This is a genomic window from Amycolatopsis regifaucium (genome assembly GCF_001613935.1).
In the GTDB taxonomy this organism is placed as follows: Bacteria; Actinomycetota; Actinomycetes; order Mycobacteriales; family Pseudonocardiaceae; genus Amycolatopsis; species Amycolatopsis regifaucium.
The window spans coordinates 1-23,556 of the sequence record NZ_LQCI01000026.1 but is presented as its reverse complement, the minus strand read 5'-3'; the positions used below and the strand labels follow the sequence as shown (position 1 = coordinate 23,556).

At 67.8% G+C, this 23,556-nt stretch carries 20 protein-coding genes; 16 read left to right on the top strand and 4 right to left on the bottom strand.

Annotated elements, in window-relative coordinates:
- Nucleotides 1-304: 304 nt before the first annotated feature.
- Nucleotides 305-1,093 carry an IclR family transcriptional regulator gene (locus AVL48_RS23140; protein ID WP_061990092.1) on the bottom strand — a complete coding sequence of 263 codons (789 nt, stop codon included), beginning with the start codon at nt 1,091-1,093 and terminating at the stop codon, nt 305-307.
- A 112-nt stretch (nt 1,094-1,205) separates the two neighbouring features.
- On the opposite strand from AVL48_RS23140, the gene AVL48_RS23135 reads away from it, so the two are divergent.
- The 9 genes from AVL48_RS23135 to AVL48_RS23095 all read left to right on the top strand — a co-directional run bounded on the left by AVL48_RS23135 (nt 1,206) and on the right by AVL48_RS23095 (nt 10,035).
- On the top strand, nt 1,206-2,816 hold the full coding sequence (locus AVL48_RS23135; RefSeq protein WP_061990088.1) for an FAD-dependent monooxygenase: 1,611 nt from the start codon (nt 1,206-1,208) through the stop codon (nt 2,814-2,816).
- On the top strand, nt 2,809-3,738 hold the full coding sequence (locus AVL48_RS23130) for a VOC family protein (RefSeq protein ID WP_061990086.1): 930 nt from the start codon (nt 2,809-2,811) through the stop codon (nt 3,736-3,738). The genes AVL48_RS23135 and AVL48_RS23130 overlap by 8 nt, the downstream gene beginning before the upstream one ends.
- Nucleotides 3,739-3,742: 4 nt before the next feature.
- On the top strand, nt 3,743-4,588 hold the full coding sequence (locus AVL48_RS23125; RefSeq protein ID WP_061990084.1) for a fumarylacetoacetate hydrolase family protein: 846 nt from the start codon (nt 3,743-3,745) through the stop codon (nt 4,586-4,588).
- Nucleotides 4,585-5,544, top strand: coding sequence for a TAXI family TRAP transporter solute-binding subunit (locus AVL48_RS23120; RefSeq protein ID WP_208616291.1), 960 nt, complete (start codon nt 4,585-4,587; stop codon nt 5,542-5,544). The genes AVL48_RS23125 and AVL48_RS23120 overlap by 4 nt, the downstream gene beginning before the upstream one ends.
- 35 nt (nt 5,545-5,579) lie before the next feature.
- Nucleotides 5,580-6,572: a hypothetical protein gene (locus tag AVL48_RS23115; RefSeq protein ID WP_061990082.1), complete on the top strand. Its 993-nt coding sequence runs from the start codon at nt 5,580-5,582 to the stop codon at nt 6,570-6,572.
- A complete protein-coding gene (locus tag AVL48_RS23110; RefSeq protein ID WP_061990080.1) occupies nt 6,569-7,669 on the top strand; it encodes an alcohol dehydrogenase catalytic domain-containing protein in 1,101 nt (366 codons plus the stop codon). The genes AVL48_RS23115 and AVL48_RS23110 overlap by 4 nt, the downstream gene beginning before the upstream one ends.
- Before the next feature lie 21 nt (nt 7,670-7,690).
- The gene (locus AVL48_RS23105) at nt 7,691-8,326 is read left to right on the top strand and encodes an MBL fold metallo-hydrolase (RefSeq protein WP_061990078.1); all 636 of its coding nucleotides are present in this window, start codon (nt 7,691-7,693) and stop codon (nt 8,324-8,326) included.
- 21 nt (nt 8,327-8,347) lie between these two features.
- A complete protein-coding gene (locus AVL48_RS23100) occupies nt 8,348-9,076 on the top strand; it encodes a class II aldolase/adducin family protein (RefSeq protein ID WP_061990076.1) in 729 nt (242 codons plus the stop codon).
- A 155-nt stretch (nt 9,077-9,231) separates the two neighbouring features.
- Entirely contained in the window at nt 9,232-10,035 is an 804-nt protein-coding gene (locus AVL48_RS23095) for a poly(ethylene terephthalate) hydrolase family protein (RefSeq protein ID WP_244162649.1), read from the top strand.
- A 333-nt stretch (nt 10,036-10,368) separates the two neighbouring features.
- On the opposite strand, the gene AVL48_RS40740 is transcribed toward AVL48_RS23095, so the two are convergent.
- Both AVL48_RS40740 and AVL48_RS23085 read right to left on the bottom strand, forming a co-directional pair.
- Entirely contained in the window at nt 10,369-10,674 is a 306-nt protein-coding gene (locus AVL48_RS40740) for a lytic polysaccharide monooxygenase (protein ID WP_063054129.1), read from the bottom strand.
- Between the two features lie 184 nt (nt 10,675-10,858).
- Nucleotides 10,859-11,551, bottom strand: a complete 693-nt coding sequence (locus tag AVL48_RS23085) for an MOSC domain-containing protein (RefSeq protein ID WP_061990072.1) — start codon at nt 11,549-11,551, stop codon at nt 10,859-10,861.
- A gap of 401 nt (nt 11,552-11,952) precedes the next feature.
- On the opposite strand from AVL48_RS23085, the gene AVL48_RS23080 reads away from it, so the two are divergent.
- The 3 genes from AVL48_RS23080 (at nt 11,953) to AVL48_RS23070 (ending at nt 14,678) form a co-directional block, all read left to right on the top strand.
- Nucleotides 11,953-12,789, top strand: a complete 837-nt coding sequence (locus AVL48_RS23080; protein ID WP_061990070.1) for a CPBP family intramembrane glutamic endopeptidase — start codon at nt 11,953-11,955, stop codon at nt 12,787-12,789.
- A 90-nt stretch (nt 12,790-12,879) separates the two neighbouring features.
- Complete coding sequence (locus tag AVL48_RS23075) at nt 12,880-13,992, top strand: sensor histidine kinase (protein ID WP_244162650.1); 1,113 nt, start codon at nt 12,880-12,882, stop codon at nt 13,990-13,992.
- Nucleotides 13,989-14,678 carry a response regulator gene (locus AVL48_RS23070; protein WP_061990065.1) on the top strand — a complete coding sequence of 230 codons (690 nt, stop codon included), beginning with the start codon at nt 13,989-13,991 and terminating at the stop codon, nt 14,676-14,678. The genes AVL48_RS23075 and AVL48_RS23070 overlap by 4 nt, the downstream gene beginning before the upstream one ends.
- Nucleotides 14,679-14,925: 247 nt before the next feature.
- Here the strand turns inward: AVL48_RS23070 and AVL48_RS23065 are convergent, their stop codons facing one another.
- Complete coding sequence (locus tag AVL48_RS23065) at nt 14,926-15,735, bottom strand: aldo/keto reductase (RefSeq protein WP_082857742.1); 810 nt, start codon at nt 15,733-15,735, stop codon at nt 14,926-14,928.
- 134 nt (nt 15,736-15,869) lie between these two features.
- Between AVL48_RS23065 and AVL48_RS23060 the strand changes: the two genes are divergently transcribed.
- The 4 genes from AVL48_RS23060 (at nt 15,870) to AVL48_RS23045 (ending at nt 22,961) form a co-directional block, all read left to right on the top strand.
- On the top strand, nt 15,870-17,591 hold the full coding sequence (locus AVL48_RS23060) for an extracellular catalytic domain type 2 short-chain-length polyhydroxyalkanoate depolymerase (protein ID WP_082857741.1): 1,722 nt from the start codon (nt 15,870-15,872) through the stop codon (nt 17,589-17,591).
- A 679-nt stretch (nt 17,592-18,270) separates the two neighbouring features.
- A complete protein-coding gene (locus AVL48_RS23055) occupies nt 18,271-22,374 on the top strand; it encodes a SpoIIE family protein phosphatase (RefSeq protein WP_082857740.1) in 4,104 nt (1,367 codons plus the stop codon).
- Entirely contained in the window at nt 22,374-22,664 is a 291-nt protein-coding gene (locus tag AVL48_RS23050) for an STAS domain-containing protein (protein WP_061990060.1), read from the top strand. The genes AVL48_RS23055 and AVL48_RS23050 overlap by 1 nt, the downstream gene beginning before the upstream one ends.
- Before the next feature lie 96 nt (nt 22,665-22,760).
- Nucleotides 22,761-22,961, top strand: coding sequence for a hypothetical protein (locus AVL48_RS23045; RefSeq protein WP_061990058.1), 201 nt, complete (start codon nt 22,761-22,763; stop codon nt 22,959-22,961).
- Nucleotides 22,962-23,556: the final 595 nt, after the last annotated feature.

Genomic DNA, 23,556 nt, shown 5'->3' with positions numbered 1-23,556 from the left:
ACTCATGTCACTCATCCCGCCCGTGCGACCTCTGACCTGACTGACTTCCATGGTGCCAGGCCAATTCTGTTGGTGCCCGGCGCCTGGCACAGCGCGCGGAGCCAGCACCGGGTGGTCCCACTGCTGGAGTCGAGCGGCGCCGGGTCTTCGCTGACCGGTTACGGCGACAAGCCACACGTGCTGAACCCCGAAGCCATCGCCGTCCAGCGGCCTCCAACGAATCGATAGTCCGACACAGGCGTCGCACCCGCGTCGTTCGCCCCACACGCACGCCGAGCGAGATTCCTGTTCGTCAGGTCGAGCATCAATTGCCGAGAAGTTCAAGTCTTCCGGTGATGGCCGCGGCCGCGTCACGCACCGCACTCTCCACTTCGGACAGTCGCGACCGGGGGACCCTGGCCGCCAGCGCGGCGATGCTGATCGCCGCGCAGACCTTGCCCGAGCTGTCGCGGATCGGGGCGGCGACACCGAGGATGTGCTCGTCCAGCTCTCCGCGTGAGATCGCCACGCCACGTTTGCGGATGCCGGCGAGCCGGGTGCGCAGTTCGTCCGGGTCGGTGAGGGTACGGGCGGAGAACCGCTCCAGTGGAGCTTGCGCGAGGACCGACGTGACCTCGCGGGAATCCGCCCACGCCAGGAGCACCTCTGCGGCCGCGCCGGCGTTGATGGGCAGGACATGGCCGCGCTCATAGGACAGCCGGACCGCGTGGGGTGCCTCGACCAGGTCCAGACAGACCACCGACCGCCCGGACCTGCGGGTGAGCAGGACCGTCTCGCCCACCGCGGCCGCCAGGTCCCGCATCACGGGCAGCGCCACCTCCGACAGACCCAGACCGATCCGCGCCGAGCGGGCCAGCTGGAAGATCCGCGGGCCGAGCCGCAGTCCTCCGGCGGTCTCCTCGAGGAACCCGGTGCGGACCAGGCTCTGGATATAGCGATAGCCGGTGGAGCGCGCGACGCCGAGTTCCGCCGCTATCTCCGCGCCGGTCCACACCGGCTTGTCGGGCGAGTACAGCAACAGGATGTCGAGAGCGCGATCGGCGGTCGAATTGCGCTCGCGATAGGTACTGGTGCTGCGGCTGCGCGGAGGCATGACCACACCATAAGCGCTGACGGAGCAGTCCTGCATATCAGGATTTTGTTTACGAAGAACAGGACTGCGTGCTTAACCTGGCGACAGTCCGATCACGACGGAAAGGCACGCTATGACGCTCACGGGAACCTCCGACGTGGTCGTATGCGGCGCCGGTCCGGTGGGCCTGACCGCCGCGGCGCTACTCGCGGCGCGAGGTGTCGGCGTCACGGTGCTGGAGCAGCATTCGAGCACCAGCGACGAACCGAAGGCGATCAGCATCGACGACGAGGCTCTCCGTGGATTCGATCAGGCCGGGATCGCCGGGCAGGTGCTTCCGGTCCTCACCCCGGGGACCGGCACACGCTACTACGACAGTGACGGCCGGGAACTGTTCCACGCGGGAGGTCCGGATCCGCTCCGGCTGGGCTATCCGTTCAAGAATCCCTTCGCCCAGCCCGATCTTGAGCGGGCTCTCGCCGTCGCGGTCGCGGAAATGCCGACGGCGAAGCTGTCGTTCGGAACCCGCGTGACCGGTTTCGACCAGTACGACGATCACGTCCGTGTCCACGCGGTCGCCCCGGGCGGCGATGTCGCCATCGACGCCGCGTATGTGCTCGGCTGTGACGGCGGCCGGTCCGCCACCCGGTTGCTGCAGGGGGTGGGCATGACCGGCCGCAGCTACGACGACGTCTGGCTGGTCGTGGACACAGTGGACGATCCTCACACCGAACGGTTCGCGATGCACCACGCGGTCCCTGACCGTCCACATGTGATCGTGCCCGGCACGGGCGGGCGCTGCCGATACGAGTTCCGCCTCTTCGCCGGAGAGGGGACACCGCGGGACACACCGCCCTTCGCGCTCATCGAACGGCTGCTGTCCCGATACCGGACCATCACTCCCCGGCAAGTCGAACGGGCGGTCTGCTACCGGTTCAACGCCGTCGTGGCCGACGAGTGGATGATCGGGCGGTCGTTCCTGCTCGGCGACGCCGCGCACATGATGCCCCCGTTCGCCGGGCAAGGGCTGAACTCGGGAATCCGGGACGCGATCAACCTCACCTGGAAGATCGCCGACGTCCTCGCGGGCCGCCTGGCCCCGGCGACTCTGTCCAGCTATCACCAGGAGCGTTTCCCCCACGCGCTGGCCACGGTGCGCATGTCGGAACGACTCGGCCGCTGGGTGATGACCACCGAACCGGGGCTCGCCCGGCGCCGGGACGCCGCGGTACGCCGCGCGCTGGACAGCACGACCGGACGTGCCTACCTCGAACAGATGCGTTACCGGCCGGCACAGCGGTTCACCGCCGGCCTGGTCCTGCCGGGCGACGGCCGCCCGACCGGTGTGCCGATCGGGCAGCCGCTCGCGTTCGACAGCACGGACCATCGCATCCGCCGCCTGGACGAGGTCCTGGGCCAGGGTTGGGCACTGATCGGCGTTGACATCGACGACGCGGCCTGGCCACGGACCGGGCCGATCATCACCGCGTTGGCGGCCACCGTGGTCGGGGTCGGACTCGGCGAGCACCTGCCCCGGACCTCGCGGCGGCTGCTGCTCGACGTCGACGGCGGGCTGGACCGGGAGTTCACCGCCTACCGTGGCTCGTTCGTGCTGCTGCGCCCGGACCGCGTCGTGGCCGCGTCCTGGCGGCCCGCGGACACCTCAGAACACCTCGACCGGGTGCTGGCCTGGACCCCTCGGGCGGCCACCGTTTCCTCCGAAGGAGCACTCATCCATGAATAGACCACAGCGAATCGTCCTGCGGGAGGGCGACGCGGCCGGGACGCTGGCCCGGACCTCGGTGTCGCATATCGGCCTTTCCGTGCCGGACATCGAGGCGGCAGCCCGGTTCTACCGTCGTGTTCTCGGCATGACCGTGCATCGCGAGTCACCGGACGGTCGCCTGCGGCTGGGGTGGGGACGCGGGCACCACGTGCTCGACCTGGTCGAAGGGGCTCGAGGACTCCGTCATTACGGATTCGAAGTGCGCGACCCCGACGGGATCGACGGGATCTCCCGGCGCCTGACGGCCGCCGGTCACCCGGTCCGCGAGCTGGACGCGGACGAGCTCGACGCGGCCGTCGCTCCCGCGCGGGGACTGGCCACGATCGATCCGCACGGCACCGAGGTCCACTTCCACACCACGGTGGAGCGAGACGGGGAAACCGCCGCCGACACCGGCCGTCGCCCGATCAAGTACCAGCACATCACCCTGGGCACCGACGACGTGGAAAAGATCGTCGACTTCTACGTCCGGGTGATCGGCTTCCGGATCTCCGACCAGCTCGACGACGGCCGCTTCGCCTGGCTGCGCAGTGATCGCGACCATCACACCCTCGCGGTGGTCGACGTAGGCCGCGGCGGCGACATCGACCACTACTCCTACGACCTCGCCGAGTGGGAGGACTTCAAGTCCTGGTGCGACCGGCTGACCGACGAGAACGTCGACGTCACCTGGGGACCGGGCCGGCACGGCCCCGGCAACAACCTGTTCGTGTTCTTCGACGATCCCGCGGGCAACCACGTCGAACTGTCCGCGGAAATGGAGAAGTTCCACGACGACCGGGTCACCTATGTGCCCCGTCGATGGAAACCCGTTCCCGGCACGGTGAATCTGTGGGGCGGTCAGCTCGCGTCCTGGCGCCGTACCAGTGAAGGGAAATGAAACGATGAGCTATGCGACGTTCGACCACGACGGAATCCGCCGGGTCGGTGAACTCCGCGGTACGACGCTGATCCCCCTGACCGGTATCAGCGAGATCGGTGCCACCACGGACTCTCGGGTCCTGTCGTCGGCGCCGCGGGAGGACACCGGCGCCGTCCCGGTCGACCAGGTGCGGCTGCTGCCGGTGGTGCCTCGCCCGGCGAAGATCTTCTGCGTCGGGCTCAACTACCGCGACCACGTCACCGAGAGCAAGCGGGACGTCCCGGGTTATCCGGTGCTGTTCGGCAAGTTCGCCACGAGCCTGATCGGCCCCTACGACGACATCGTGTTGCCCCCGGAATCATCCCAGGTCGACTTCGAAGGCGAACTCGCCGTGGTCATCGGGCGTGCGGGTCGCAGGATCGCCGAGGCCGACGCCTCCGCTCACGTGCTCGGCTACGCGGTGGCGAACGACATCACCATGCGTGACTATCAGTACAAGACCCACCAGTGGCTACAAGGAAAGGCTTGGGACGCCAGCACACCGATCGGTCCTTACCTGGTCCCGCCCGACGAAGTGACCATTGAGGACGCCGGTATCCGCACCGTCCTCAATGGCCGGAAGATGCAGGAATCCGACTTGTCGCAGCTGATGTTCTCCATCCCCCGGCTGATCGCCACGATCTCCGCCTTCACCGCGCTCGCTCCCGGGGACGTGATCCTCACCGGCACCCCGGGCGGTGTCGGGTTCCGCCGCGATCCCCAGGTGTTCCTCCGTGACGGAGACGAGATCACCGTCGAAGTCGACGGAGTCGGCACCCTCCGCAACACAGTGCGCGACGGCAAGCAGCCGGTGGGTGTTTCCGCGTGATCGGACGCCCGGAAGAACCGAAGATCGACCGCGGCCTGACGTTGCACCTGCGCGGCGACTGGGGCGGGGCCAACCTGCACCGGATCTGTGGCTGGGTCGCGCAGGAACTCGGCGACCGCACCGGACCCGGCACTCGGATCGCGACCTGGAACAGCCGCGGTTTCGTCGACGCCGTCCGCGCGGTGGGACACGGCGAAGTCGACATCGCGTTGACCACGCCCGCCGCCTTCACCCGCGCGGCCATGGACGGGAGCGGCACCTACGCGGGTGAGGCGTTCCCGAAGTTGCGCGCCCTCGGTGTCCTGCCGCAGCGCGACCGGCTGGTGCTGGCGGTGCACCGTTCACTGAAGGCCACCACGGTCGCGCGGTTGCGCGAGAACACCCCGCGGCTGCGGCTGGCGACGTCGGTCAACGACGGCGTCAACCACGTCGGGCTGGCCGCGCACGCGGTCCTCGATCGTTCCGGCGTGGACGTCCTCGGCTGGGGAGGGTCCTTCCTGGAGGACGAACGCCCGTTCGAATCGCTCGAGCACGTACTGGCCGGTCGCGCGAACGCGATCGTCCACGAGGCCGTGATGCTCCCGCACTGGCAGCGGTTGGCGCCGGACTACCATTTCCTGCCGATCGAAGACGACGTGCTGACCGGGATCGAGGCCGACAACGGCTGGCCGGCCGCCACCGTCGCGGCCGGCTATTTCCCGGGCGCGGACGGCTTCCGCACGCTCGACTTCTCCGATTTCCTCATGATCACCACGGCCGATCTCGCCGACGACGTCGCCTACGCGGTGGCCTGGATCCTCGGCGAGACCCGCGAGGTCCTGGAGAGCCAGTACCGGCATCTGCCACCCGAGCGCAGCCCGGTCACCTATCCGCTGGATCCCGTGGCGATCGGCCGGACACCGATCCCGCTGCACCCCGGCGCTCAGCGGTATTACCAAGCCCTGCCGGGCAACTGACGCGTCTCACCCCCGCACCAGACAAGGAGCCTGCCATGGAGGTCGTCGAAGACATCCTGGTGATCGATTCGGACCAGCCGCTGCGCAGCGTCACACGTGATGAACACCTGCTGCTGTCTTCTCCGCACCCGCCCCAGGTGCCGGTCAAACTGTGGCGCGACCATCCACCGCTCAGCGTGGTGCACTACCCGCAAGAGTTCCGCGCCCAGCCGTTCGCCCCACCGCGCGGCGTCTACGAGAATGACGAGATCCGGGTCGAATGGCAGACCATGGACAACCGGCAGCCGTTCTATCACCGCAACTGCGACGTCGACGAGATCTCCTATCAGATCGCGGGCGACCGCACCCTGATGACCGAGCTGGGCGTGATCGAACACCGGCCCGGCGAGTTCTCCCGCATCCCGCGAGGCGTCGCCCACGACAACTACGGGCGAGCCGAGAGCCATCTGTTGTTCTACCTCCCCGCACCGGTCGACGAACTGGCCCCGGCACGGCGGGAATCCGCGGCGGTGTTCCCGCCCTTCCCCGGCTGGCGACCCGGCCCGGTCAACGAGGCGATCACCCAATGCATGGGCACGCCGGGCCACGACATCACCGTGTTCGGCGCGGACGAGGCCCGGCTGCTCGACCAGGTCCACGTCGAACACCGCCGCATCGGAGTACTCACCGCCGGTACCGGTGGCGCCTCCACCTGGCTCTACGGCACCGGAAGCACCCGTCTGGGCATCACCGCCACCACACCCGGCGGCGAACGACGCTATCGGCGCCTGCTCGACGCCGACGAAATCCAGTACCAGGCCCGGGGCAGGCGCATCCTGATCACCCAGCGCGGAATCGTCACCCTGGAACCCGGCGACTTCGTCCGTATCCCCCTCGGTATCGCTCACACCAGCGTCACCACCGATGCGAGCGATCATCTCACCCTGCTTTCCCACCGTGAGCTTCCCCAGGTCGCCGAAACCACTCGCCTCGCCGACACCTACACGCCAGAACTACTCGAAACCCTGACCCAGGAGGCGCGCTCATGAGGACCATGCTCGCCGTGCGCGCCCACCGGGGATCCGGCACGCCGGTGCTGGAGAACATCCCCGTACCCGAACCCGGGCCTCGTGACGTGGTGGTCGAAGTGGCCGCGGCGGGACTGGCGCCCGGAATGATGCGGCTCCTCGAAATGGGCGCGTTCAAGCACCTGCCCACCACACTCGGGCACGAAGCCGCGGGGGTCGTCGCGGCCATCGGCGACGAGGTGACGGACGTGGCCGTGGGCGACCGGGTCCGGGTGCACCCGAACCTCAACTGCCGCGACTGCGTCCACTGCCACAGCGACCGGGACATGATGTGCGCCCAGCAGGCCATGCTCGGGCACGCCGCGTTCGGCGACCTGCCGACACCGCTCTATGACGCCTACCACGACGGCGGACTCGCCGAGTACGTGCGTGTTCCGCACTGGCTGATCGACCCGCTCCCCGAAGTGGTCGGGTTCGACGTCGCGGCCAAGGTACACGATCTGGCCAACGCACTACGGGCACTGAAATGCGCCGACCTGCCGCCCGGGGCGACCGTGGTCGTGACCGCGGCGACCGGCACCATGGGCACCGCGACCATCAAACTCGCCCCGCACTTCGGCGTCGCCCGGCTCGTCCTGGTCGGCCGCGACCGCGAACGACTGGACTCCGCCGCACGGCTGGCCGGTGACGTGGCCACCGATGTCGTCGCGTTCGGCGACCTCCCGCGAGAGTGGGAGACCACCTCCGGACTGACGCCGCGAATCCGTGATGCCGCTTCCGGTGGCGCGCACGCGGTCATCGATTTCATCCCCGCCGGTGCCGCCACCGCGCAAGCCATGGCCGCGCTGGCCACCGGCGGAACCTTGGTCCACATGGGATCCAACGCCACTCCGTTGCCACTGCCACCGGCGGCGATGATGGTCAACTGCTGGCGGTTCGTCGGGACCCGTGCCTGTACCCGGACCGACGCCCGCGAGATCCTGCGCATGCTCGCAGCCGGAACACTCACCGCCGACGACCTGATCACCCACCGGTTCCCGCTGACGGAGGCGGTGAAAGCGGTGGACCTCATGCAGCGCCGCACCGAGCCGATGTGGATGACCGTGGTCAACCCCTGACACCCGAGGAGCCACCGAACCATGCAACTCACCCATTACGGTCACGCCTGCGTCCTGGTGGAACTCTCGACCACCCGGATCCTGCTCGATCCTGGAACATACTCCGAAGGATTCGAGGCACTTCGTGACCTGGACCTGATCCTCATCACCCACGCCCACCCGGATCACGTCGACGTCGACAGGTTGCGCACCCTGATCTCCCTCAACCCGGATGTGACGATCGTGCACACCCCCGGCACCACCGACCTCCTCGCCGGCCTCACCACGACCACCGCCTCCCCGGGTGACATCCTCACTGCCGACGGTGTCGAGATCGGCGTGCTCGGCAGCGGCACGCACGCCCCGATCCACCCCGATCTGCCGTCCTCGGACAACAACGGCTACCTGATCGACGGCCGCGTCCTGCACCCCGGCGACGCCCTCGATCCGCCCGGGATCGCGGTGGACGTGCTCCTGGCTCCGGCGGGCGGGCCCTGGATGAAGCTCGGCGAAGGCGTCGACTACGTCCGCGCGGTGGCGCCACGCGTCGTCGTCCCGATTCATCAGGCCGGTCTCGCCCCCGCACACCAGCAGATGCATCACCACCTGTTGCGCACCCTGGCGCCGTCGGGTACCGAACTGGTCATCCTCGAACACGCCGTCCCGCACGCACTCTGAACCGACGACAGGAGACAACTGATGCCCCACCCGAGGCGACTGGTGACCCAGGCCTGCCATGTACTGGCCGCGGCCGGCCTCGGCGACCTGGTCTGGGGTCATGCCTCGGTCCGCGATCCCGACGGGCGAGGCGTATGGATGAAGCCGTCCGGCTGGGGATTCGAAGAGATCACCGAGGACAAGGTCATCCTCGTGGCCCGGGATGGCACGATCGTCGACGGCGACGGCGCCCGTCACCTCGAATACCCGATTCACACCGAGATCATGGCCGCCCGCCCCGACGTCGGCGCCGTCGTCCACACCCACGCCCCCACGCTCGCCGCGTTCGCCTCCCTCGAGGTGGAACTCAAGCCGCTCTCCCACGACGCGGTGCCGTTCGCCTATCCCCAGATCCCCCGTTTCACCGACACCGGCGCGCTCATCGCCGGTCCTGAGCTGGGCCGCGCGCTCGCACGATGTCTCGGACCCGCCAACGGGGTGCTCATTCCGAATCACGGCGCCGTCACCGCGGGACCCGACATCCAATCCGCCGTCATGTACGCGGTACTGCTCGAACGAGCTTGCCGCACGCAGCTCATGGCGATCGCCGCCCACGGCCCCGCACGCTGGTCGGACGAACTCGAGACACGCTTCAAACGCGACCAGGTGTGGAACCCGGGCCAACTGCACGCCGGATGGGAATACCTCGTCCGTAAGGCGTCCGAGGCCTTCTGGAGCGTCAGCCGGATCCACGGGAGTACGTCTGCCTGATCACGATGGAAACCCTGCACGACAGGGACTCTTCTTCGCCGAACGTGGGACTGCGGCGGCATCTACGTAGTTTCCACGATGTGCCCCTGCCACCCACCAGTCAACATTCGGCGATGGCATCCCGCAGGCGAAAGCGATCCATCTCGATACTCGTCATGACCTTGGCCTTGATCACGCCGGCCGCGCCCGCGCCTGCCGCGGCCGCGAGCGTCGGCACCGACTTCTATGCGGCGCCGGGTCCCCATTCCACGGTGAAGCTGCACGGCGGCCCCGATCACACCTTCTACTACCCCGCCGACCTCAGGGCGGGCACCCGCTATCCGATCCTGCTGTGGGGCAACGGGACCGGTGCGACCCCGGAGGCCTACGACTCCCTGTTGCAGCACCTCGCCTCCTGGGGTGTCGTGGTCGCCGCCGCGAACACCAAGAACTCGGGATCCGGTGCGGAAATGCTCGCGGGCGCCCGGTTTCTCATCGAGGAGAACACACGGCCCGCGAGTCCGTTCCATGACGCCATCGATCCGGTCAACGTCGGCGCCAGCGGGCATTCACAGGGCGGTGGCGGCACGATCGCGGCGGGCTCCGACCCGTTGGTGACCGTGACCGCACCGGTCCAGCCCGGACCACAAGGCGACGTCCGGGCGTTGCGTGGACCGAGCCTGTTCGTGGCCGGGCAAACCGACACCACCGTCCCCTCGGTCTATGTCCGAGCCCGGTACCACCACGCGGACGACGTCGCCGCTATCTTCGCCGAGTTGCGAAACTCCGACCACTACTTCTCCAATGGCGGCGGAAAACGCCTCAAAGGCGTGCTCGCCGCCTGGTTCCGCTACTGGCTCGTCGATGACCAGCGCGCGGGCGCCCTTTTCTTCGGCCCACGGTCATCCTGCGGCATCTGCGGCGAAAAGGACTCCTGGTCGGCAGTCGAACGCAACGCCAAAGCACGACAGATCACGTGACAGGCTCCAAACCCACCTGGAACACCGCGCCGATACCGGCCGTCGTCCGTACGACCTGGCGATGGTCACTCGATGGCGCTGGGTGTCACCCCTTCGGCTCTGGGGCGGCCCCTCCTCCACCGCGGGCGAAGTCCACCTCGTGGTCGTCGATCCACTCCGGGACCGAGCATCGGGCCAGAGTGTCCGCCTCAGCGAACTCACCGGTCCCGATGAAGCCGCGCAGATCTACGCAAGGTTGTGGATTCGCTTCACCAGCGAAGAAGGCCGCGCCGGAACAACTGCTCCGCCGATACGCGGGCCGGGCGGCGTCCAACGGTATTCGTCACCTCCGGATCAGTTGAAGATCACGTCGGAGCAGGAGCAGAAGGGCTCGCCGGAGTCGGGCCAGTGGCGTTGCCGGATCGAATAGATCAGGTGCCTGCCGGTGCGCTCGCCGGTCAGGTTCGCCTGCAGCCGGTAGGCGTTGCCGCGATCGGCGGGTTTCCGCTGCTTGTAGAACGTGGTGTCCTTCCAGAACGGACCACTTGAGCGGTTTCGTCGGGTCCTAACCCGGCTTGGTGGTCCGACACCGCCGAGGAACCTGTCAGCTTTCCGTCTTCTTCTTCCGCGGTACGCGCACGTGGACCACGGGCGCTCCACCGGGCGACCCGCACAGACAGGTTTCTCACCTCGGCAACGCCCACGATCGCATCACGCGACTGACCACCGAGAACCAGCACCTGCGGAACCGACTGCCCGAAGCTCTCGGCGGAAAGGCCCGAAAAGAGAGGGGCCAGCGCCGCCAACCCCGAACTCCTGGCCGGCCTCAACAAAACCGCCAGTGCTAGGCAAGCACGAGAGGATCACCGAGCGTGATGTGGCCCGGGGTGAGGACACGAGCCAGCGCGTCGAGACGGTTGTCGTGCGCGGCGGCGATTGTCTTGAGCAGCAAAGAGGTGCGTGGCAAGTCTGCCTGCGCCTCATTGACCATCACGCAGCGTTCGCTGGAGCGGACGAACTCGATCCGCGTTCCCTCCCCGATCACGGCGGTCCTGCCGAGCCAGCCGTCCTCAACGAAGGGCGCGGTACCCGGCGGAGTGCGCACCACGATGTTCGGCCGGAACCGACGCTCGTCGACAGGCACGCCAGGCAGCGAATGCCGGACCCAATCAAGGGTCGCCGTGGTCAGCACGCTCACGGGCAGCTGATCGAAATGCGACACCTCACGCTCAGATGCCAACTCCACGTCGTCACGGCGAAGATACGCCCGAAGATACGCATCGCTGTCGGCCACCGGTCGCCCATCCGGGGCAAGCAGTTGCGGCTGACCGAACCCGTTCGGATAACGCGAACCAAGTCGCAGCAGTCCGGGCATGCGACGAAACCGACGAGTGTTCTTACCAGAACCGAACTTGCCGGCCGCGTCTCGCACGGCCCACAATCGATCACCCGCCAGACCCCGCGACTCAACCGCCACGTGGTCCAGTAGCTCCCCGCCAGTGGACTTGATCGGGTAACGCCACAGTCGCTCAACCACTCCCAGCACTCACTCACCCTATCCAGGCGAGAGCTACTCACCCCCCGGCTACGGCAGAAACCAGCAGTCCGGGCGAGGAGCTCAGGGCGTTTGGCACTCGGTCGCACCGCCGTACCAGATTGTCGGGTCAGGGGGCATGCCCGGCCGTTGTCCGGGCGTCCGGATATCGGGACGGGCATGCCCGACCAACGCGAGACGGAGTCTCGGGGAGTTCGTGCTCGGCGGGGGTCGGGAAGCGAAGGTCAGAAGCGGGTGGCCACCCGAACCGATTCGGTGCCGACCTGTCCCCCGTGAGAGCTAGTCGGATCGTCCGCTCGCTGGTGATTCGCTGACGTCGGCGCGCTTCTAGCGTTTCCAGCGGGGTCGCCCGACCGTGCGGCCGTAGTCAAATGGAGGTCACTATGCACACGAGGTCGATCGCGCCTGCGGATCACCAGCCTGGGCGGGCGGGCCGCATCTTGCGGTTTCCGATCGTCTGGGCGCTGGTCGGGATAGTCGGTGTCGGCGGGGTGTCGGCGCTGTCGTCGGGTGGGTCGCCGGTGCTGGCGGTCGTGGGTGCGGTTGCCGCGGTTGCCGTCTACTGGGCGGTGATGCGCTACGTCGCGCGGCGAGGCACACCAGAGATCGCGACGGCACGGGCCGGGGTCCACGCGTTGCTCGGCGTCGGGCTCGGCTTCCTGTTCATCGCCGTGTCGGTGCTCATGGTGATGACCGAGTTCTCGTTCACGTGGGCGTCCGGTGGCGCCATGGCCACCGTCGTGAGCATCGTGGGGGTGCAACTCGGTGCGGCGGTGACCGAGGAGCTGCTTTTCCGTGGCCTGTTGCTGCAAGGGCTGGAACGGCTGTGTGGCAGCTGGGCGGCGCTGGCGATCACCGCGGTGCTGTTCGGTGCCATCCACCTGGCCAACCCCGGCGCCACGTTGTGGACCGGGTTCGCGATCGCCGTCGAGGCCGGTGTCCTGCTGGGCGCCACGTTCTTGTGGTTGCGCAGTCTCTGGGCGGCCGTGGGCCTGCACTTCGCCTGGAACACCACTGTCGGGCTGCTCGGCCTGCCGGTCTCGGGTCACGCGTCGCCGGGTTTGCTGATCGCCGAACCGACGGGCCCGGAGTTGGTGACCGGTGGCCAGTTCGGCATCGAGGGGTCGATCGTTCCCGTCGTCGTGAGCCTGCTGCTCGCCGTGCCGATGCTCATCGCCGCTCACAAGCGCGGCAACCTCGTGCCCATGCGGCGGCGCTAAGCTCGCCGGATGCCTGGCAGCGCGGCGACCCGCCTCAAGACCGCACTCAACAGGTGGCGTGACCTCCCATTGTCCATAAAAGACGGTGTCCTGGCGGGGGTGGTGACCCTGCTGGCGTTCGCGCCGACCGTCGCCCACATCGGCCCGGAGATCGGCGATCTCCCCCGGCGCGAGCCGGGCGGCGCCGACGCGGTGATCGGTGCGGCGCTGACGCTGGCGATGTGCCTGCCGCTCGCGGTACGCAGCCGTATGCCCGCCGTGTGCCTGTCGGTCATCGGTTCCGCGTTCGCGATCGGTCAGGTGCTGAGCTACCCGGACACGTTCGGCAAGGTGGGGATCCTCCTCGCGTTGTACGCCGCCGGTGCACACCTGGCGCGGTTCCGTGGAGGGCTTGCCGCAGTGCTGACCGCGGGCTATGCGGCACTAATGGTGGCGCTGCACAACCTTGGCTCACCGCAACGGTTTCCGGATTTTCTCGCGTTCTATGTCGTGTTGGTGGTGATTTGGTTGGCTGGCACCGGCGTGCGTCGATGGCGCGCGGAAGAGGCTGAACGGAGACGGCTGACGGCCGAGGTGGCCGCGGCCGCCGAGCGGGCTCGCATCGCTCGGGACCTGCACGACGTCGTCACCCATCATGTGACCGCGATGGTGGTTCAGGCCGACGCGGCGCAGTTCCTGGTCGACTCCGCGCCGGAACGAACCGGGGCAGGCCTGCGCGCTATCAGCGACACCGGACGCCGGGCGTTGACAGAGCTGCGGGCCCTGCTCGGCATTCTCGAGGCGACCGGCGAGTCCAGGACCGCGGACCGGACGCCTGCCATGGGAAAGGTCGCTGATCTGGTTGAGCAGGCCCGGCTGTCCGGTCAGCCCGTCGAGTGGACCGAGCAGGGTGAGCGACTACCGCGGTCCGTCGACGTGGAGCTGACCATCTACCGCGTGGTACAAGAAGCGCTCACCAACGCGCTCAAACACGCGACCGGGAACCCGACGAAAGTCCTCGTCCGACACGGCGAGGACCACATCGAGGTCGAGGTGGTCACCCTCGGTCCCGCAGTCGGCAGCACGGCCACACCATCCGGTGGCCGGGGCCTGACAGGCCTACGGGAACGGGTGCGCATGCTCGGCGGGGACCTGATTTCCGGCGCCCTGCCCGACGACGGCGGCTTCCGTGTCTGGGCAATGATTCCAGGGGGCTCCACATGACCGAGCCGATCCGAGTGCTGATCTGCGAGGACCAGGAACTGGTGCGCACCGGGTATGTCACCATCTTCTCCGCGCAACCCGACATCGCGGTCGTCGGCGAGGCGGCCGACGGCCGCGCGGCGGTAGAGGCCGCGCGAAGGTTGCGCCCCGACGTGATCGTGATGGACATCCGCATGCCCGTTCTCGACGGCATCGAGGCGACCCGCCAGCTGGCCGGCCCCGGCGTCGAGGCACCGGTGAAGGTGCTGGTCGTCACCACGTTCAACGTTGACGAGTACGTGTACGAAGCACTTCGCGCAGGTGCCAGCGGGTTCCTGCTCAAGGACACACCGCCGGCGCAGCTGATCGACGGCGTCCGCACGATCGCCCGCGGCGAGTCCCTGCTGGCCCCCGCGGTCACCCGAAGCCTGATCGGCCACTTCGCCGAACGGCTCCGCCCCACCGACACCTCCCGCCCGGCACGAGACACCGTCGTACGGGCACTGACACCCCGCGAGCTGGAAGTGCTCGAACACCTCTCCGCCGGCCTGTCCAACGCCGAAATCGCCGCGGAACTGGTCATCTCCTCCGAGACGGTGAAGACCTATGTGTCCCGAATTCTCACCAAACTCGACCTGCGGGACCGCGTACAAGCAGTCGTCCTCGCCTACCGGATCGGCCTGGTTACCCACACAAGGGCACCGTGATCGCGGATCGCACGGCGGACGACGGCTTCTGCATCACGACGTTCAGCATCCGCGATGCGCGATAGAAGTCTCGGTGAGCAACGCCGGCGTCCCGCTTCGGACCAACGTGCGTTTGCGGTCGCCCCAGGTGACGAACCCCTCCAGCGGCGAATGGCAGGACCTACCCCAGTACTTCGCACCAGAAGCGGGCCAGGCGCCCAGGCTTCGCGCAGTCCAAAGTGGACTTGGACCTGTTTCACCGACACCATCAGGTCACCCTCGTCGCCGTCGAACGGATCAAGCCCGCGGCGTCCAGATCAGCCCACAGCCGCGCGGGCACGTCCACGGCGAAGGATTCCACGTTACGTCGTACCTCCTCGGCGGACCGCATTCCCACCGCGATACCGGCGACGGCCGGATGCCGGAGCGGGAAGGCCATGGCCGCTTGCGGAAGCGTCACATCGTGCGCCTCGCATACGTCAGCGATCCTTTTCGCCCGCTCCACGACTTCCGGCGAGGCGATCTCGTACTCGAAGTGCGCACCCGCGACAGGCCTCGGCACGGCGAGCAACCCGGAGTTGAAGATCGAAGCCGCGATCACCGAAACACCTCGTTCCTCGCACGACGGCAGGAACGTGTCGAATGCGCTGTGATCGAGCAGCGTGCAGCGACCGGACTGCATGATCACGTCGACGTCGGTCTCCTTGACCAAAGTGGTCAGCATGGCCGTGTCGTACATGCCGGCGCCGATCGCACCGACGATGCCTTCCGACCGCAGTTCCGCCAGAGCCGGATAACCATCGCGCATCGCGTCGTCGAAGAATTCCTCGGCGTCGTGCAGGTACAACACGTCGATCCGGTCCAGGCCCATCCGCTCCAGGGAATCCTCGACGCTGCGCCGGATCCCGTCGCGAGTGAAGTCGCGTACCCGGTCGTGCGTGGCGGGAACATGGAAGCCTGCCGGATCCCTTTCCCCGTTCGGGTCCCGCGGAACCAGCAGGCGGCCGACCTTCGTCGACAGGACGAAGGAGTCACGTGGCCACGAACGCAGGAACCCGCCGATCCGGCGCTCGGGCATGTGCTCAATGTGTGAAACGCACACCTCGACAAGATCGGCCCTGTTGCCTGCCCACGCCTGCTCCGGCGGTGGGCTGACCGGATCGAGGCCACCGCCGCGAACCGGAACCGACGATTTCAGCCCGATAGGCACGGATGACGGTCTGCTCTGTCACGCCCCCACGGCTGTCGACGGCCTTCGCCTTGGGCGAGACGAAGCCCGGATTACCGGGTGCCGGAACAGTCGAATGTTCACCGGGACTCGCCACACCGACACGGCAGGCTCGGCTGTCCGTCAACGTGACCGGAGCGGAAGGCCCGCACAGCGGGACCTGGGTGGTGGATGTGAGCGTGCTGCGGATCGACGCGCCGAATCGTCGATCTCCCGTGTCGCCAACCCGTATTCACTCATGCGCCGGGGAATACTTCAACTCCCAATTCTCTGGAACGCTGCTCGTAGCCGCTTTGTGGGGCGATCGAACCGACATGGCGGACGGAAACATATGGGGTCAGCGCAATGTGGAGAACGGGAATATGGTTCCCGGTCGACGCTCGTCACTAGCATCACCAAGCGCAGTGATCCCCATCACTCTGCATCCTGCACATAATGGAGGCGCAGCAATGCGAATCAGAAAAATACTCCTGGCCGTTCTCGCGGTCACGGGCCTGGGGGCGGCTTCCCTTTCCATAGCGGTGGCGGCGGTGCCGCCACCGACTCAGGGCACCCTCGACAGACACAACATCACCGGCACCTACGTGAGCGGGCTGTCATCGGGTGGGTTCATGGCTAACCAGCTCCACGTCGCCTACTCGGGACTGTTCCAGGGCGCGGGCATCTTCTCCGCGGGCGCCTATGACTGCGCGCAGAACAGCCTGAGCACCGCGCTGAACGCGTGTATGGACACGCTCACGCCGCGCCAGACGCCCGCGCAGCTGGAGCAGCTGACCAGGAACCGGGCGGCGGCGGGCAGCGTCGACCCGGTGCAGAACCTCTCGGGCGACCCAGTGTGGCTGTTCCACGGTACCGGCGACAACACCATCGACCCGGCGGTGAACAACGACCTCGCCACCTACTACCGGGACTTCGGCGCGAAGGTCGCCTACAACAACACCACCCCGGCCGGCCACGCCTGGGTCAGCCCGATCGGCCCGAACTCCTGCGGCTCCACCTCGTCCCCGTACGTCAACAAATGCGGCAACGCCGATCCGGTCAGGGAGATGCTGGCGCACCTGTTCGGTGAGGTGAAGCCCGCCGCGTCCACCGTGACAGGGAAGCTGGTCCAGTTCGACCAGGGCGGGTACACCCCCGGCGGCAACCCCGGGTCGATCAGCATGGGCCGGGAGGGCTTCGCCTACGTTCCGCGAGCTTGCGACACCGGCCCCTGCAGGCTGATGGTGGCCCTGCACGGCTGCTACCAGTACTTCGGGCTGGTGCAGAACGCGTTGATGGACAAGGGCTACCTCAACGAGTACGCCGACACCAACAACATGATCGTGCTCTACCCGCAGGCCACCACCATGGCGGGCAACCCGCGCGGCTGCTGGGACTGGTGGGGCTACCAGTCCGCGCAGTACCCGCTCAAGAGCGGGCCCCAGATGACCGCCGTAGTGAACATGGCCAGGGCCCTAGGTGGCGGCGGAGCCGGCCAGCCGACCTCCACCTCGCAGCCCACCTCCACGACGGCGCCCACCTCGACCACGCCGCCACCCGGGTACACCGAGGTCGTCACCGCCGCCGCCTACCAGCACTATGTCGCCCGGCGCATCACGTACAGCCAGTACGTCACCCTCGGGGGGCGACACGGCTACAACACGGCGTTCCCGCTCTACAAGTGCGGTTCCGGATGGACCGACCGGCAGGACTGCACTCCGATCTGACATCGGACCGCGGCGCGCACAGTCCCCACCCGCGCCTGCCGTCGAGTCGCACCGTCCGCGACCCGTTCGATGTCCGAGGCCACCCTGTGCCACGCACTGGGTGGCCTCCTGTGCTGCCGGGCCGTGAAAACCCTTCGGTATGCGAACGTCGCCCTGCCGGGTTCCATCGCGACGACGATGGCGGCGAAGTGCTCGTCCGCCAGGACCAGGTCGGCTACGACCGGACGCCGGCTGCCAGGTTCCTGACCACCGAAGCCGTCGTGGCGGACAAGCCGAAGAAGGACGACACAGTGGCAGGAAGCGACGTGCCCACCGACAACCTCGGCTACCAGACCGACGTAGGACCGCAGGGGGCCGGCTCGCGCGGGCCGCCTCTGAGGTCCTCGACCGTTACGCGGTTTCGAAGTACACGACATGACAGCAGTGATCATCTTCAGCACCGTGGTAGCCGAAATCGTCGCCATGGTCACCGTTGGGCGTGGGTCAGTCAGCAACACCACCGGTCGAGTACCCGGTCGAACCCGAGGGCCGGATTCGCTTGGCTTCCACCGCTGCCGTCATGGGAACTGGCGTGCTCAGTCCCTGCCCGGGTCACTCGATGGGTCGGGTCGACGCGTGGATGAGATGCTGACTCCCGTGACCGCGGATTCTGCGTGCGGTGGACTGGAGAGAGCGTTGCGTGCCTTCTGCTGATGAGAGCGCCCGGATCGACGTGTTCGCCGCGAGCGGTGAGGTCGGTTCCGATCTGGCGGCGGTGGGGTGGGCGGCCACCCCGCTCGGTGAGCCGGCCGAGTGGCCGCTGAGCCTGCGGACGGCGGTCGGCATCCTTCTGTCGTCGCGGTTCTCCATGTGGATGGCGTGGGGTCCGGAGCTGACTTTCTTCTGCAACGCCGCCTATCGGGAGAACACCCTCGGGCGTAAGTACCCATGGGCTCTCGGGCGGCCGGCGAGCGAGGTGTGGGCGGAGATCTGGGACGACATAGGCCCGCGCATCGACACCGTGCTGTCCACGGGGCAGGCGACCTGGGACGAGGCGCTGCTGCTGTTCCTCGAGCGCGCGGGCTATCCGGAGGAGAGCTATCACACTTTCTCCTACAGCCCGCTGCGCGACGATGCCGGGGAGGTCGTCGGCATGTTGTGTGTGGTCAGCGAGGACACCGACCGGATCATCGGAGAGCGCCGGATGGCGACGCTGCGGGATCTCGGCTCCGACCCCAGCGTGATCACCACTGAAGGGCAAGTGCTCGCCTTCGCCGGCCGCCAGCTCGGCCGGAACGCGCGTGACCTGCCTTTCACACTGACCTACCTTTTCGAGGCCGATGGCTCGGCCCGGTTGGCGGCTTCGACGGGCTTCGCCGACGACATGCCGGTGCCTGCGCTGGACTTGCCGGTGGGGCGGTTGGCCGAGGGCAGCGCGATGCTGATCAGCCTCGACGGTCCGGCCAGGCTGCCCGCGGGGGAATTGCCCGAGCCACCGACACAGGCGCTGGCTGTTCCGCTGCGGCAGCAGGGCGGCGTGCCGCACGGGTTCCTGGTGGCCGGGCTGAACCGGTACCGCGACCTCGACGACGGCTACCGCGGGTTCATCGAACTGGTGGCGGCGCATCTCGCGGCCGGGATCACCAGCGCCCGCAGCTACCAGGCTCAGCAACGGCGCGCGGAGGAACTCGCGGAGTTGGACCGGGCGAAAACCACCTTCTTCTCCAACATCAGTCATGAGTTCCGCACCCCGCTCACGCTGATCATGGGGCCCGTGCGGGACCTGCTCGGCCGAGAAGCCGGACTGGACGCGTCCACCCGTGAAGAACTCGAGGTCGTCCGTCGCAACGGGTTACGGCTGAGCAAACTGGTGAGCACGCTGCTCGACTTCTCGCGGATCGAGGCGGGACGCATGCAGGCGAGCTTCGAACCGGTCGATCTCCCGGCCGTGACCGCGGAGCTGGTGAGCGTGTTCCGGTCGGCCATCGAAAAGGCCGGCCTGCGTTTGACGGTCGAGTGCCCGCCGTTGGATCAACCGGTGTATCTGGACCGGGGTCTGTGGGAGAAGGTCGTCTTCAATCTTTTGAGCAACGCCGTGAAGTTCACTTTCGAAGGCTCCATCACAGTCACCGTGGCCGCCGACGCGACGGACGCGATCGTGACCGTGACCGACACCGGCGTGGGTGTGCCCGCCCAGGAGATCCCGCGCCTGTTCGAGCGATTCCATCGGATCGAGAACAGCCGCGCGCGTTCGCACGAAGGCAGTGGTATCGGCCTCGCGCTGGTGCGGGAACTGGTCGAACTTCACGGCGGCACCATCACCGGGGACAGCGTCGAAGGCGAAGGTACGACGTTCCGCGTCCGGCTCCCGTTCGGCTTCGGTCACCTGCCCGCCGATGCCGTGGCGGCACCCGGCGGTGAGAGTGGCGGCGGCACCCTCGCCGCCGAACCGTACGTGCTGGAGGCGTCGCGCTGGTCGGCCGGTGTTTCCGCCGCGGAAGCCATCGCAAACGGAGAAGCGCCGGAACGGCGGCGGGCCGATGCCGCACGGATCGTGATCGCGGACGACAACGCCGACATGCGCGACTACCTGACCCGTTTGCTCACCACCGCGGGATACGAGGTCGAAGCCGTCGCCGACGGTGCGGAGGTGATCGACGCCGTTCGCGTCAGAGCCCCGGATCTCGTCATCAGCGATGTGATGATGCCCGGTCTCGACGGACTGGCCTTGGTCGACCGGTTGCGTGGTGAGCCGCGCACCGCGGCCGTGCCGGTCTTGTTGCTCTCCGCCCGGGCGGGTCAGGAAGCCTCCATCGAAGGCCTGCACGCCGGCGCCGACGACTATCTCGTCAAGCCGTTCGCGGCACCCGAACTACTCGCCCGTGTTCGGGCACATGTCCGGCTGGCCCGGTTGCGCGCGCGTTCCGCTCGGTGGCGTGCCGCGCTGATCGACTCGCTGCAGGAGGCGTTCTTCGTCTTCGACGAGGACGGCGCGGTCGTCGAGATCAACCGTACGTTCACCGACATTCTCGGATACGGGCCGGAAGGACTGCCGTACCGGCCGATCCATCCTTGGTGGCCGGACGCGGCCACCGAACCGGACGCCCATCACTTCGTCGCCGAGGCGCTGGGCACGGCGCTCCACGCTCCACGGGGCGATTACACGCTTCCTGTCACTCATCGCGATGGCCACCGCCTGTGGGTGACTGCCAGTTTCAACCAGGTCGAGGAGCCAGACTCCGGGAGGCGTATCACGGTCGGCACCTTCCGGGACGTCACCGCCGAGCACTACGCCGTGCAGCGCCACACCGCGCTGGCGGCGCTGAACCAGCAGCTCGTCCAGGCGGAGTCCGTCGGTCAGGCCCTGGCAGCGGCGATGGACGAGTTTCGCCGGGTGTGGAAGGCGGGCCGGGCACTGGCCGTCCTCTTCCCTGGCGGCGACACCGATCAGGATCCCCTGGTCACCGGGGAACCGGTGTCCTGGAACGATCTCGAGCCCCAGGTGCGGCACGCCATTTCCGTCTCGCGCGATGCCCACCCGCTGAGCATCTCCCCCGGAGAGCCGGGCACGGCGGGGATCTCACTACAGCACCCCGACGGTGTCCTGGTCGTGTGGCTCGAACTGGCCGAACGACGACAGATCACGCCGGAAGACGAAACACTGCTGACGATGCTGGCCGGCCGGTTGGGCCAGGGGCTGGCCCGGGTACACCAGCTCGATCAGCAGCGGGAGACCGCTCTGGCGTTCCAGCACGCCATTCTCGGCCCCCAGCAGCTGCCCGGTGGATTCGCCGCCCGCTACCAGCCCGCGAACAGTCCGCTCCAGGTCGGGGGTGACTGGTACGACGTCCTCGAACTGGAGGACGGGCGCATCGCCCTGGTCGTCGGCGACTGCGTGGGACACGGCCTCGCCGCGGCCACCGTCATGGGGCAGCTGCGCAGCGCCTGCCGTGCCCTGCTCCTCGAGAACCCGAGCCCCGCGGCCGCTTTGACCGGTTTGGACCGCTTCGCCGCCCGGCTGCCCGGGGCCGTCTGCACCACCGCGTTCTGCGCGGTCCTCACTCCGGAAACCGGCGAACTGAGCTATTCCGCCGCCGGGCACCCACCACCCGTGCTGGTCCACGCCGACCGCACCACCAGGTTGCTCGAGGGCGGTCGTTCGATCCCACTGGGTTTACGCCCGTTGCAGACGAGGCCCGAGGCACACACCGTCATTCCCGCCCGCGCCGCGTTGCTGCTCAGCAGCGACGGCCTGATCGAACGGCGCCGCCGCTCACTCGACGACGGCATCGCCGGCGCCGCCGCGCTGGTCGCCGAAAACGGTGACCGCACCCTTGAAGAGCTCGCCGGCCTGCTCCTGTCCGAGCTGTCCCCGGCCGGCGGATACGAAGACGATGTGGCGTTGCTGCTTTATCGCGCTCCCGGCCCGCTGGTCCTGGATTTCCCCGCCCACGTCGACGAACTCGCCTCCGTGCGCGGGAAGTTGCGCGACTGGCTGAAGCGTTGCGGGCTTCCCGTCGACCAACTCCAGAACATCCTGGTCGCCGCCGGCGAAACCGTCGCCAACGCCATCGAGCACGGCCATCGCGACAGTCCGGGCGGCCTCGTCCAGCTGCGGGCCACCGCCTTCGCCGATCAGGTGCGCCTCGTCGTCACCGACAGCGGCACCTGGAAAACGCCACGATGGTCCGACCACCCCGACCGGGGTCGAGGCCTGCTGCTCATCCGTGCGCTCATCGACGAGGTGACTGTCGAGCACGATGTCGCCGGTACCACCGTCCAGTTGAACGCGAGGATAGTCTGATGAGCACTCCTCTCACTCTGAGCACGAATCGCCTCGACGACGGCACCGTCCTGCTCACCGTGTCCGGTGAGATCGACTTGAGCAATGTCAGCACCTTCGCCCGCGCGCTCACCGAAGCCACCCGTAGCGGGGTGACCATCGTCGATCTGCGCGAGGTCGAATACCTCGACAGCGGCGCCATCAACGCGCTGTTCACCCACGTCGATCACATCCGCATCCGCGTCAACCCCCTGCTGATCCCGGTCCTCACCATCAGCGGGCTCACCGGCATGGTCCCTACCGAGCTGTGATCCGGCTCCCGCGCACCCCGAACTGTGACCCCTGCGGTGGCTGCGACGGCTCGTTCGACGGGATCGCCTGGAACCGAGCCGGGCTAGGGTGACCGAGTGACAGATGCCGACAGGGATCCAGACGCCGACGCTCCCGGTCACGACGCGCTGGTCGTGGCAGAAAACGTCGGCCTACGCTCGGAAATCATCAAACTCATCGAGCTCAAGTCACAGCTTGTTTCGCTTGCCGTGGTGACCGTAGGCGCGGTGCTCGGTGTGGCCGTCCAGGCGCGAAGTTCCGGCTTGGCTCTCGTCTAACCTATGCCGACGCTCATCCTTAGCATCACTTGGCTCAATCACGCCCATGCGATCAGCCGATGCGCCCTGTACCTTTCGCAAGGCTTCGAACCACACCGCGGGAATGGGGCACTCGGCTGGGAAGGGTTCGTCTGGATAAATCCGCTCCGGTTCGGCATGCTCGGGTACCGGGGTGTCCGATCAGTGTTCATGGGTAGCTCCCTCGTGGCCCTCGCCTGCACGGGATTCCCGTCGTCGTCATCGCACAGCCAGGTGACCGCGACGACCGGCCGCACCGGCTCGCTTACGATCTCGCCGAGCGATTGCTGGCGCCATGGCCCCATTTCGTGACTTCGACGTGGCCTCAGCGATGGCTTGACAAGACCGTCCATTTGGGTGCCCTCTCGCGATTTGACGACCGGCCCCCAACCGCGCCTGAGCCCGGCCGACGAGTCCTCGCCTTGTGGGGCTCAGGTGGCTTGGATATCAAAGCCGAGGACATCGCTGCCGCTGCGGCGGCCAACGTCGAATGGCATTGGGATGTTCTCGGGCCTCCCGTCCCCGGGGCGGCGGGGTCGCGGCTTCCGGCAGCGGGGAGGCGTCCGGGATACGCCGG

Coding starts and splice junctions, on each gene's coding strand:
- AVL48_RS23140 (WP_061990092.1), bottom strand. CDS start 1,093: ATGCCTCCGCGCAGCCGCAGCACCAGTACCTATCGCGAGCGCAATTCG.
- AVL48_RS23135 (WP_061990088.1), top strand. CDS start 1,206: ATGACGCTCACGGGAACCTCCGACGTGGTCGTATGCGGCGCCGGTCCG.
- AVL48_RS23130 (WP_061990086.1), top strand. CDS start 2,809: ATGAATAGACCACAGCGAATCGTCCTGCGGGAGGGCGACGCGGCCGGG.
- AVL48_RS23125 (WP_061990084.1), top strand. CDS start 3,743: ATGAGCTATGCGACGTTCGACCACGACGGAATCCGCCGGGTCGGTGAA.
- AVL48_RS23115 (WP_061990082.1), top strand. CDS start 5,580: ATGGAGGTCGTCGAAGACATCCTGGTGATCGATTCGGACCAGCCGCTG.
- AVL48_RS23110 (WP_061990080.1), top strand. CDS start 6,569: ATGAGGACCATGCTCGCCGTGCGCGCCCACCGGGGATCCGGCACGCCG.
- AVL48_RS23105 (WP_061990078.1), top strand. CDS start 7,691: ATGCAACTCACCCATTACGGTCACGCCTGCGTCCTGGTGGAACTCTCG.
- AVL48_RS23100 (WP_061990076.1), top strand. CDS start 8,348: ATGCCCCACCCGAGGCGACTGGTGACCCAGGCCTGCCATGTACTGGCC.
- AVL48_RS23095 (WP_244162649.1), top strand. CDS start 9,232: ATGACCTTGGCCTTGATCACGCCGGCCGCGCCCGCGCCTGCCGCGGCC.
- AVL48_RS23080 (WP_061990070.1), top strand. CDS start 11,953: ATGCACACGAGGTCGATCGCGCCTGCGGATCACCAGCCTGGGCGGGCG.
- AVL48_RS23070 (WP_061990065.1), top strand. CDS start 13,989: ATGACCGAGCCGATCCGAGTGCTGATCTGCGAGGACCAGGAACTGGTG.
- AVL48_RS23065 (WP_082857742.1), bottom strand. CDS start 15,735: ATGCCCGAGCGCCGGATCGGCGGGTTCCTGCGTTCGTGGCCACGTGAC.
- AVL48_RS23060 (WP_082857741.1), top strand. CDS start 15,870: ATGACGGTCTGCTCTGTCACGCCCCCACGGCTGTCGACGGCCTTCGCC.
- AVL48_RS23050 (WP_061990060.1), top strand. CDS start 22,374: ATGAGCACTCCTCTCACTCTGAGCACGAATCGCCTCGACGACGGCACC.